8 protein-coding genes and 1 pseudogene are annotated in these 10,660 nt (G+C 72.8%); 1 reads left to right on the top strand and 8 read right to left on the bottom strand.

The genetic code is table 11. From position 1 onward, the window contains the following. Positions 1-110 precede the first annotated feature (110 nt). From C1A33_RS13175 to C1A33_RS13140, 8 genes are all read right to left on the bottom strand, one after another. Entirely contained in the window at positions 111-983 is an 873-nt protein-coding gene (locus C1A33_RS13175; protein WP_243407496.1) for a shikimate dehydrogenase, read from the bottom strand. A gap of 99 nt (positions 984-1,082) precedes the next feature. Beyond that, positions 1,083-2,669, bottom strand: a complete 1,587-nt coding sequence (gene mltG, locus C1A33_RS13170) for an endolytic transglycosylase MltG (RefSeq protein WP_243407495.1) — start codon at positions 2,667-2,669, stop codon at positions 1,083-1,085. Further along, the gene (gene ruvX / locus C1A33_RS13165) at positions 2,666-3,205 is read right to left on the bottom strand and encodes a Holliday junction resolvase RuvX (RefSeq protein WP_207770295.1); all 540 of its coding nucleotides are present in this window, start codon (positions 3,203-3,205) and stop codon (positions 2,666-2,668) included. The genes mltG and ruvX overlap by 4 nt, the downstream gene beginning before the upstream one ends. Before the next feature lie 32 nt (positions 3,206-3,237). After that, positions 3,238-5,901, bottom strand: coding sequence for an alanine--tRNA ligase (gene alaS / locus C1A33_RS13160; RefSeq protein ID WP_101831806.1), 2,664 nt, complete (start codon positions 5,899-5,901; stop codon positions 3,238-3,240). 74 nt (positions 5,902-5,975) lie between these two features. After that, entirely contained in the window at positions 5,976-6,278 is a 303-nt protein-coding gene (locus tag C1A33_RS13155) for a hypothetical protein (RefSeq protein WP_101831805.1), read from the bottom strand. Then, positions 6,279-6,731: a DUF948 domain-containing protein gene (locus C1A33_RS13150; RefSeq protein WP_101831804.1), complete on the bottom strand. Its 453-nt coding sequence runs from the start codon at positions 6,729-6,731 to the stop codon at positions 6,279-6,281. 250 nt (positions 6,732-6,981) lie between these two features. After that, complete coding sequence (locus C1A33_RS13145) at positions 6,982-8,394, bottom strand: replication-associated recombination protein A (RefSeq protein ID WP_101831803.1); 1,413 nt, start codon at positions 8,392-8,394, stop codon at positions 6,982-6,984. 31 nt (positions 8,395-8,425) lie between these two features. Further along, positions 8,426-9,472 carry an MHYT domain-containing protein gene (locus C1A33_RS13140; protein ID WP_243407493.1) on the bottom strand — a complete coding sequence of 349 codons (1,047 nt, stop codon included), beginning with the start codon at positions 9,470-9,472 and terminating at the stop codon, positions 8,426-8,428. Positions 9,473-10,344: 872 nt separating this feature from the next. Between C1A33_RS13140 and C1A33_RS34145 the strand changes: the two are divergent. After that, positions 10,345-10,660: pseudogene (locus C1A33_RS34145) on the top strand (FadR/GntR family transcriptional regulator); the annotation flags it as partial.

The following is a 10,660-nucleotide window of genomic DNA, read 5'->3' as shown; positions in this document are numbered from 1 at the left end:
CACCCACGACCTCGACGCACTCATCCGCAACCTCGACGAAGAAGGCGAAGAAGGAAGCTAGGTGAGGATCGCCTGGGGGCCGATGGATGCGTGGAGAAAGGCGCCGCGGATCAGGCGGGCGTGGTGGCGGCGAGGTGGGGGGTGCGGGCCTCGAGGGCGGCCTGGCCGGCGGCCAGCAGGACGCCGGCGGGGACGGTCTGGCCGGTGAAGTGCTCGACCTGTCCGACGGCCTGGGCGGCGAGGATCTCCAGGCCGCCCGCGACGCGCGCGCCGGCCCGGTAAGCGGCTGCGGCGAGCGCTGTTGGCCAGGGGTGGTAGAGCAGTTCGACGAGCTGGCAGGACGCTGGCCAGGCCCGGGCCGCGAGGGCATCGGTGGCGCCCGCGGGGGTGGTGGCGATGACCAGGTCGGGGCCGGTGGGCAGGCCGGTCGCGAGCAGGTCCCAGGGCAGTGCCGTCGCCTCGACGCCCAGTCGACGGCCCATGTCGGCGAGCTCTGCGACCGCCTCGGGCCGGCGGGCCACGACGGCGACGTGCGGGCATCCGGCGGCGGCCACGGCGGCGATCGCCGCGCGGGCGGTGCCGCCGGCGCCGAGTACCAGCGGCTGGCGGGGGCGCGCCGCGCGCATCACACGCCGCAGCGCCACGCCGACGCCGACGATGTCAGTGTTGTAGCCGGCGAGACGACCGCCGTCACCGACGACGACCGTGTTGACGGCGCCGATCGCCGCCGCGGTCGGATCCACCTCGTCGATCAGGTCGAGCACGACGGTCTTGAGCGGCATCGTCAGCGACACGCCCACCCAGCCGGGCTCGGTGCGCAACCGGCCGAGCATCCCGGGCAGATCGGCCGCGTCGCAGTGGATGGCTGTGTACTGGACGGCGACGCCGAGCTCCGCGTAGGCGGCGGCGTGCAGCACCGGCGACAGCGAGTGGGCCACCGGCGCGCCGAGCACGGCGGCCCGGGCATCGGCCACGTCGGTCACTGTCGTGACCTCCGACTGGACATCCCGCGTTGCCTGGACATCCCGTGTCACAACGCCTCCCGCCTTTCTCGACCCACCGGCCCCGGACCGGGCGCGGTGCTACTCCTTGCCTCCCTCGGCGTGGTACTGCGCACGCAGGGTGTCCCACTCGTCTGTGGTCGTCGCGAACTGGGTGACCTTTGTTCGCGGCATGGACACGAAATACAACCATGTCCCGGCGGCCGGTTCCAGAGCGGACTTCAGCGCCCACAGTCCGGGGTTGGAGATCGCGCCCGGCGGCAGGCCGGCGACCGCTCTGGTGTTGTACGGGTTCGAGGTGTTCTCCAGCTGGGCCCTGGACAGCGGGCCGGTGTACTCGCTCTGCGCGTAGCGGGTGGTCGAGTCCATGTCGAGGCGGCGGAAGCCACCGGTGGTGTCGTTGAGCCGGTTGTAGATCACCCGGGCGACCTTGGGACCCTCGTCCGCGTTCGCGACCTCCTTCTCGATGATCGAGGCGATGGTCACGATCTTGGCGGGGGTCATCCCCTGCGCCGCGGCCCGGTGCTCGAGGTCGAGGGAGGCCGTCTCCTGCTTGAACCGGGTGACGAAGCTGGTCATCAGCTGGACCGGGGTGGCTCCGGGCACCAGGTCGTAGGTGGAGGGGAAGAAGTAACCCTCAAGCGTGGGGGCGTATGACGGTACGCCGAGCTGGGCCGGGTTGCGGGCGATCGCCTCCAGTTCCTCCATCGGCGTGCCCAGCCGGTCGTGCAGGCCGGCGAGTACCTGCTGGACGGACATGCCCTCCTTGATGACGAACCGGAACGGCGCGGAGGACGCCGGGTCGAGCAGAGCGGCGAGGGCGGCGTCGGCGCTCATCCGGTTGCGCAGCCGATAGGTGCCCGGCTGGATGCCCAGCGACTTCGGGTTCGCGGCCGCCGCCTTGACGAACGAGGAGACGGAGGCGGTCACGTTCGCCTCGTGCAGTTCCTGCGCGATCTCGCGGGCGCTGGCGCCGTCCGGGACCTGGACCACAGCAATGCCGTCGCCCGAGCCGATGTAGTCCGCGGCGGAGGAACCGCCGGAGACGCGGCCGACGACCTTGCCGACGCCGTAGATGCCAAGCCCGAGCAACGCGGCCACGACGACGAGGACGGCGACCAGCTTCGGCAGCGCCCGGCCACCACGGCGCGGGGCGTCCACCTCCTCGCCGTCGTCGTTCCAGCTGCCACGCCACTCACCGTCGGCCGGATCGTCGTCGGCCGGATCGTCGTCGTAGGCCGAGTCCGGATGGGCCAAATCCGGATAGTCGTCCTCCGCGTAGCCCGTGTCGCGGTAGTCCGTGCCCCGCCGGCCGGCCTCACGGCGGCCGGGCCCACGGCGGTCAGATCCACGGCGGTCGACGTCCGGATAGTCGGGATCGTCGTAATCGGCGTCCCGGTAGCCGGGGTCGGCGGCGTAGTCGTCGAAATCCGCGTCGGCGTAGCGACCGTCGGCGTCCGCGTAGCGACCATCGGCGTCCGCGTAGCGACCATCGGCATAGCCCGCGTCAGGAAAGCCCGCGTCAGGGTAGGCCGGGTCAGGGTAGGCGCCCTCGGGATCGCGCTCCGGGCGACGGCCGGCGCGGCCCGACCGGCCGGCGGTGCCGGAGCGGCGGCGACGGCCGTAGGGATCCTCGTCGAGCATCTCGTCGAGGTTGCCGCCGGTCACCTCGCGTCCCGCGGGTCGGCGGCAGCGGGCGCGCCGCCGTTCCCGCGGCGGAACTCACTCCCACGACGCGTGTCGAGGTCGTGCTGGAGGATCTGCACGGCTGCCTCCTGATCCACGAGGGTGCGGCGGGCGCGCGAACGAACGCCACGCTCGGCCATTCTGCGATGGGCCGCAACCGTGGTAAGCCGCTCGTCCACGAACCGGACGGGGATGGGGGCGATCCGCTCGGTGAGCACCTCGACGTACTCCCGAACCAGCCGGACCGCCCGGCCCTCCTGCCCGGACAGCTGCCTGGGCAGGCCAACCACGACCTCTACAGCCTGCCTGTCCCGCACGATCCCGACAAGGAGGTCGATGTCCGTATTGTTTCGCTTGTCCCTGTCTAGGGTCGTGACGGGGACCGCAAGAATGCCGTCCGGGTCGCTGGCGGCGATGCCGACCCGCACGGAACCGACATCCACCCCCACACGCACCCCGCGACGAATCCCCGGGTCGCTCACCGCCTCACCGTACGGCGCACGGGCTGGCCACGGCAGCGGCCGACGGCACCTCAGCGACCGACGGCACCTCAGCGACCGGTCAGATCGGCGATCAGGCTCCGCAGCTTCACGAAGGCGGCGGGGACGATCTCGGCGCTGCCGCCGCCGCCCTGGGCGATGTCGGGCTTGCCGCCGCCCTTGCCGCCGAGCGCCCCCCACGAGTTGCGCACCAGCTCACCGGCGCGCAGCCCGCGGGCCCGCGCCGCCTCGTCGGTGACGACGACGATCGACGACCCGTCCGCGCGGATCACCGCGACGACCGCGGGGCGCCCGGCGAGCCGCCCCCGCACGTCCATCGCCAGCAGGCGCACGTCGTCCGGCGCGGTGCCGGCGGGGACCTCGGCGGTGACGACGGCGACGCCGCCGACGTCCTCGGCGCCCTCGGCGAGCGCCCCGGCGCCGGCGAGCACGGCCGACGCCCGCAGCCGGTCGAGCTCCCGCTCGGCGTCGCGCAGCCGGGTGACGATGTCGCTCACCCGGTCGGCGAGCTCGTCCGGGCGGGCCTTGAGCGCGGTGGACAGCTGCGAGACCAGCAGGTGCTCGCGGGCCAGGTAACGGAACGCGTCGATGCCGACGAGCCCCTCGACGCGGCGGGTGCCGGCCGAGATGGACGCCTCGGAGAGCAGCTTGACCGCGCCGAGCTGGGCGGAGCTGGAGACGTGGGTGCCGCCGCACAGCTCGCGGGCGTAGTCGCCGACGTCGACGACGCGCACGGCGTCGCCGTACTTCTCGCCGAACAGCGCCATCGCGCCGAGCCGGCGGGCCTCCTCCTGCGTCGTCACGAACCAGCGCACGGGCAGGTCACGCAACGCGACCTCGTTGATCTCGTCCTCGACGTCGGCGAGGACGGACGGCGGCACCGCGCCGAGGGCGTGGAAGTCGAAGCGCAGCCGGCCGGGCGAGTTCAGCGAACCGGCCTGGGTAGCCCCCTCACCCAGCGCCCGACGGAAGGCCGCGTGCACGAGGTGGGTGGCGGTGTGCGAGCGGGACACCGCGCGCCGGCGGCCCTCGTCGACCTCGGCGTGCACCCGGTCGCCGACCCGCAGCTCGCCGGAACGCACCTTGACCCGGTGCAGCACCAGGTCCGGCACAGGGCGCTGCACGTCGAGGACCTCGACCTCGCCACCGTCGAAACGCAGCACGCCGAAGTCGGGCTCCTGGCCGCCGCTCTCGGCATAGAACGGGGTGGCGTCGAGCACGACGCCGATCTCCTCGCCCTCGCCGACGACCTCGCGGCCCGCGCCGTCGCCGATCCCGGCAATCCCGGCAAAGTCAACAAGGCCGACGACGCCGGACTCGCGGGACAGCTCCTCGTAGCCGGTGAACTGGGTCGGCCCGGAGCTGGCCAGGATCGGCCGGAACGCGGACAGGTCGAGGTTGCCGATGCGCCGGGCGGCCCGGTCGGCCTTGGCGGTCTGGCGCTGGCGCTCCATCAGCCGGCGAAAGCCCGCCTCGTCGACGGTGAGCCCGGCCTCGGCGGCCATCTCCAGCGTCAGGTCGATCGGGAAGCCGTAGGTGTCGTGCAGCTTGAACGCCTCGTCGCCGCCGAGCGTGGACGCGCCCGTCGCGCGGACCTGTCGCACCGCCGTGTCGAAGATCGTCGTGCCGGTGCGCAGGGTGTCCGCGAACGACGTCTCCTCGGCGACGGCCACCCCGGTGATCGTGTCGGCGTTGTCGACGAGCTCGGGGTAGATCGGGCCCATCGCCTCGCCGATCACGCCGAACAGCTCGCCCATCACCGGCTCGCGGGCGCCGAGCAGCCGGGCGTCGCGTACGGCCCGGCGCAGCAGCCGGCGCAGCACGTAGCCGCGGCCCTCGTTGGACGGGACGACCCCGTCGGCGATGAGCATCGCGGCGGTGCGGGAGTGGTCGGCGATGACCCGCAGCCGCACGTCGGCGGCCGGGTCCGCGCCGTAGCGGCGGCCGGTGAGCCGGCCGGCGGCGTCGAGCACGGGCCGGGAGATGTCGATCTCGTAGACGTTGTCGACGCCCTGCAGGACCGTCGCCATCCGCTCCAGGCCCATGCCCGTGTCGATGTTGCGGGCGGGCAGCTCGCGCAGGATCGGGTAGTCGTACCCGGCGCCCTCACCGCGCTCGAACTGCATGAACACGAGGTTCCAGACCTCGAGGTAACGGTCCTCGTCGGCGATCGGGCCGCCCTCGCGGCCATACGCGGCGCCACGGTCGAAGTAGATCTCGCTGCACGGTCCGCACGGGCCGGGCACGCCCATCGACCAGTAGTTGTCCTCCTTGTCGCGGCGCTGGATGCGCTCGGCGGGAAGAAGGTCGAGCCAGATCCGCTCGGCCTCGTCGTCGTCGAGGTAGACGGTGGCCCACAGATCGTCCGGCTTGAATCCGTACCCGTCGACGAGCAGCTCGAAGGCGAACGGGATCGCCTCGGCCTTGAAGTAGTCGCCGAAGGAGAAGTTCCCGCACATCTGGAAGAACGACGCGTGCCGCGCGGTGCGGCCGACGTTCTCGATGTCGACCGTGCGCACGACCTTCTGCACGCTCGTCGCCCGCGGCCACGGCGGGGCCAGATCGCCGAGGAAGTACGGCTTGAACGGCACCATCCCGGCGTTCACCAGCAGCAGCGTCGGGTCCTGGGCGACGAGCGACGCGCTCGGGACGACGGTGTGCCCGCGCTGGGCGAAATGGTTCAGAAAGCGGCGGCGGATCTCGGCCGTGTCCATCAGGTCACACTGTCCATCAGGGTCACACTGTCCAGACTCGTGGGGAACCAGACTCGTGGGAAACTACGGGACGTTCAGGGTCGGCGGGCACCGGGAACCAGCCGCATCGTCCGCTCGAGGTCGTCGACGTCCTCGGGAAGGCCGGCCGGAGCTGGCGGGGCGGGGTCGTCCGGGTCACGGTCAAGGCCGAGGGCACCACGGATCTCCTCCTCCCGCTCCGCCGCCGCTTCGCGGACGTCCGCGAAGAACTCCTGCACCGACTGTACGAAAGATCCGGCCAGGCTCGTCGGAGTCAGCGCGGCGGCCGCCTTCGCCGCCTGGCGCACCACCACGACACCCCCGGCCGCGCCGAAGGCCAGGTAGAAGATCCGCGACATCTAGCGGCCCCCCTGACGCGCGTCGGTCGTCCGTTCCGCCTTCATCTGCGTCTTCACCCGGGACTCGACCTCCGAGCGGGTGCGCTTGGCGGCCGCCTTGCGCACGCCGTAGCTGAACGCGGCGACCCGGACCATCGGCCCGCCGACCGTCGCCGCGAACAGCGAGGTGAGCGACGAGACGTTCGTCGTGACCGTCTGGACGTTGGCCGTGATCGCGTCGATCCGGTCCAGCTCCTTGTTCACATGGGCGAGCGCCACGTTGACCTCGTCGACCGTCGCTCCGGCCTGCCGCACCCGGGCGGTTCCCTCGTCGATGGCGATGCCCGTCTGGCGCACCCGCGCCGCCGCCTCGTCGAAGATCTTGCCGAGCTTGAGCAGGACGAAGCAGCCGAAGAGAGCGAGCACCGCGAACGCGCCCGACGCGATCAGGCCCGCGACCGCACCACCGGACATATGTGCTCCTGCCTCCATCGTCGATTGGGCCGGTCCCACCCCACCCGAATCCGGCATGCCGTGCCACGCCGCGACCATCGCGCGACCGCCGCGACGTCCCGTGTGACCTTACCGAGGCATCCGCCGCCACTATGGGTAGCCCCCGTCCTCACCCCCCGCCCCCGGACCGCCGACCTGGGCTTCTCTCGGGTGACACAACGACGGTTGCGCGGGCGGCGACCCCGCTGCGGCCCCTGTGGGCCGCCGGGCGTCAGGTTTCGGGCGTGCCGCGGACGGCGGCGCGCAGGTCGCGCAGCCGCTGCCCGGCACGGCGCTCGAAGCCGTGCTCGCCGGGCTGGTAGTAGTCCGCGCGGGTGAGGCCGTCCGGCGGGTACTGCTGGCGCACGACGCCGGCGGGGTCGTCGTGCGGGTAGCGGTAGCCGGCACCGCTGCCGGCGCGGGCCGCCCCCGGGTAGTGGGCGTCGCGCAGGTGCGGCGGGACCGGCCCCGCGCGCCCGGCGCGCACGTCGGCGGTGGCCGCGTCGAGGGCCCGGATCACCGCGTTCGACTTCGGCGCCAGGGCCAGGTGGATGGCCGCCTGGGCGAGCGCGAGCCGCGCCTCGGGCAGGCCGACGAGGTCGAGCGCCTGGGCGGCGGCGACCGCCACGGACAGCGCGCCGGGATCGGCCATGCCGATGTCCTCACTCGCCAGGATGATCATCCGGCGGGCGACGAACCGGGGGTCCTCGCCGGCCTCGAGCATCCGGGCCAGGTAGTGCAGCGCCGCGTCGGCGTCGCCGCCGCGCATCGACTTGATGAACGCGCTGGTCACGTCGTAGTGCTGGTCGCCAGACCGGTCGTAGCGCACCGCCGCCCGGTTCACGGCCCGTTCCAGCGGCTCCACCTCAAGCCGCGCGACGGGCTCACCGACGTCACCCTCGGCGGGCGGCAGGTCTGCGGGAGGGAGGTCTGCGAGGATGGCCTCGGCGCCGGCCTCGAGGACGGTCAGGGCGCGGCGGGCGTCCCCGCCGGCGAGACGCACGACGTGCTCCCGGGCCGCGGCGGACAGTTCCACCCGGCCGCCATAGCCCCGTGGATCGCGCAGGGCGCGTTCCAGCACGCCGCGGATGTCGTCGTCGGTCAGCGGCTCGAGGGTGAGCAGCAGCGACCGGGACAGCAGCGGGCTCACCACCGAGAAGAAGGGGTTCTCGGTGGTCGCGGCGACCAGGGTGACCCAGCCGTGCTCGACGGCGGGGAGCAGGGCGTCCTGCTGGGTGCGGGTGAAGCGGTGCACCTCGTCGATGAACAGCACCGTGCGCGCACCGGACACGGACCGGGTGGCGCGTGCCTCGTCGATGACGGCCCGTACGTCCTTGACACCCGCGGTGACAGCGGACAGCTCCCGGAACCGCTGGCCCGTCGCCCGCGACACGATGTGGGCGAGCGTGGTCTTCCCGGTGCCCGGCGGGCCCCACAGGATGACCGACGTCCTCCCCCCGCCCTCGACCAGCCGCCGCAGCGGGCTGCCGGCGCCGAGCAGGTGCCGCTGGCCGACGACCTCGTCCAGGCTCGCCGGGCGCAGCCGGGCGGCGAGCGGCGCCGCGGGGCCCCGGTCGACCGGGCCCCCGGCGTCGACCGCGCTTGTGGCGCCGGCCGGGTCGAGTGCGTCGAACAGGCTCACCATTCCACCGTACGGCTCGGCGGGTACCGGCCGTTCACCCGGCGCTGGTGGGATCCTTCGGCGCGCTGGCGTGCCTCCAGCCCGAGTAGCTCGACCCCTGCGGACCCTCACCGCCCGACCGGCCCTCGGCGGCGTGGCGGCCGTCGGCGGCGTGGCGGCCGTCGGACTGGCGGCCGTCGGACTGGCGGCCGGAGACGGTGTAGAGGCCGTCCTCGGCGTACCGGCCCGGCCACTGCTCGCCGGTGCGCAAGGCGTCGAACCCCGGTCGGGCCTGCGGGGAGGGCTGGTCCACCGGCCCGGCCCGGCGGTGGCGGCTGCGCCCATCGCCGGCCAGCGACAGGGCGCCCACCTCGGTGACCCCGCCCAGCGCGGAGAAGATGACCAGCGCCAACAGGGTGAACGCGATCACGCAGACGATCGGGGCGAGCGAGATCGGGTCCGTGCCGCTGACCTGCTCGTCCCCGGAGCCGGCCTGGACCTGGGTGGCCGCCATGGCCGTGTAGTGCATGCCGCAGACCGCGGCGGCCATCACCATCGAGGCGATCACGACGTGCCGGCTGGTGCGGACCCGGAACGCGATCCACAGGGCGGCGAGGGCCGCGGCGACCGCGATGGCCACCGACAGCGCGACGATGTCGGTCCGGTAGGTCACGGTCCCGCCGACATGCATGGCCGCCATGCCGGTGTAGTGCATCACGGCGATGCCGAGACCGGCGACGACCCCGCTGATGCCGAGCCAGCCGATGCTGCGCGGGCGGCGCGCGACGAGGCCGAGCCCCAGCGCCGACGCCGCGATCGCGATGACCAGGGACAGCCCGGTCATCGGCAGGTCGTAGCGGAGGTCGAGCCCGTCCACCCGGTAACCGATCATTCCAATGAAATGCATCGACCAGATCGCTCCGCCGCCGAGGGAGACGGCAGCGGCCAGCGTCCAGCGGGCCCGGGAACGACCCGCTGACAGGGAGATCCGGATCGCGCTGACCAGGGCGGCAAACGAGCCCACGAGGGCCAGGCCTGCCGATACGACCACGAACAGCAGGTCCTGGCTTGCATGCTGATGAACGGCCTGCGCATTGATCACATGTCCCCCTTGAATCGGCCGGAGCCCCCAACATGTAGCACGAGACAGGTCGAAAACCAAAAACTATACGCAATGCAACGAGTATGTCCACTACCCCGCCATAAATCGCAAATAAGCCTATATGGATCTAGTGGTCACATGCCTCATATCGCCGAGATGACCAGGCGGGCGCGACAGTGCGCCCACCCGAGGACGCGGTAGCCCGGGCGGGCCAGCCCGACGACTGTGACCCCCGGTGAGGTGCGACGATGTGGTCTCGGCCGGTCGACAGGCGGACCAAGGGCCCCGGTGGACGACCCACCCATGTCGCCGGAGCCACGCCGGACCCAGGTGGGTTCCAGTCCCTCAATCGGGACGGAGTCTCGAATACGGGATCAGGCACCACAAATGTCACGCGGCCGGGCAATCCGTTCGCCGCGACGGCGGTCGACCCGCGCGCCCCGGCCGCGGAGAAACCGGGCTCCGCGCCGACCTCCGCATTTGCGGGACTACTCTCAGACCACACCTAAGTGCCCCGCGGAACCGGCCCGTCAACTTGACACAACAAGGAGTTCCGGACATCGGTCATACATCTCCGCCACCCCGGACCGGAAGACCACAGGCCATTTCCACGAAAGGCCTTTCACGCATTGGTGTGCATGTATGGTTCAGCTAGTCGGTTTATCTACTCGTACGGCTCCCGCCGCCCGTGCCTGGGCCGGGGCTCGGCGAGCGGGACCGGAGCAGGGCAGGCCCCCACCGGCGCCGACGGCCCGCGGCGGGCGGCCCCTGGCGGGACGGCCGCCGGCCGGCGTCGACGTGGCGCCCCTCCACTACACCGATCACAGCCCCACCCCGGAGACCGAATCCCCGCCCCGGAAAGGTGCAGCCACGTGAGCGTGATCCCTCCGCCCCGCACCGGCGCCGACCGTGCCGTAGCCGCACGGGCCACCGCATCGCCCCCGCCCGGGTCCGAGCCGGCGGAGCACACCGTGCCCGCCGGGCGGGCCCGAGCCTCCCGCCGCGGCGGCGGGACGTCCACGCGCCCGCCCCGGCCCGCCAGCTCAGGACCGGGGAGCGAGGCGCCCGCGGAGCCGGCTCCGTCTCCGGCGCTGGCAGGCGTGCCCCTGCCGCGGATCGGCCAACGGGTCCGGGTGCCGAAGACGGCGGAGCTCGTCGCCGCCCACCTGCGCCGCCAGATCGTCCGCG

The sequence above is a fragment of the Frankia canadensis genome (assembly GCF_900197875.1).
In the GTDB taxonomy this organism is placed as follows: domain Bacteria; phylum Actinomycetota; class Actinomycetes; order Frankiales; family Frankiaceae; genus Frankia; species Frankia canadensis.
This window is presented reverse-complemented; position numbering and strand designations above follow the sequence as displayed.